Annotated in this window: 1 pseudogene; it reads right to left on the minus strand. The window is 46.5% G+C overall.

The window, feature by feature from the left end:
* Window positions 1-282: pseudogene (locus tag A3763_RS07605) on the minus strand (bifunctional protein-serine/threonine kinase/phosphatase); the annotation flags it as partial.
* Between the last annotated feature and the right edge of the window lie 185 nt (window positions 283-467).

Here is a 467-nt window from a genome sequence, read left to right on the forward strand (position 1 = left end):
AAGCTTGAGGTTAATCGTTGATAGAATCTGCTCTCCGCACTTACTGACTGACCAGGTGTCAGGCGTCTGGAAATATTCCTCAATAAAACGTTCAACAGCCGTATGGCTTGCTTCGCGCCCCGCTTCAGCTGATGAAACACCGTCGGCAACGACGAGTGCACAACCTTTATTGTTAAGCAGATAGCTATCTTCTGGAACCTTGACGCCAGCCGAGTCTTCATTGATCGGTTTTATACCGGCGTCTGTTGAAAATGCAGCATCAATCTTAAGAATCTGGGCCATCGAGAAATCCTGAGTTTAGTGCTATAGCGTTACCTTAACGCAAAAATGCCCGCCGATGAAATAAGCCACCAGCAGGCACTCTAGACTAGCAAGTTTCTAACTAGCCAACATCAATCATATGAACTGTGCCATCTGGCAGTACTTCAGAGATCTGTCCTTTTGGCTCATCCATCATTGCAGCAATG

The sequence above is a fragment of the Oleiphilus sp. HI0128 genome, from assembly GCF_001635365.1.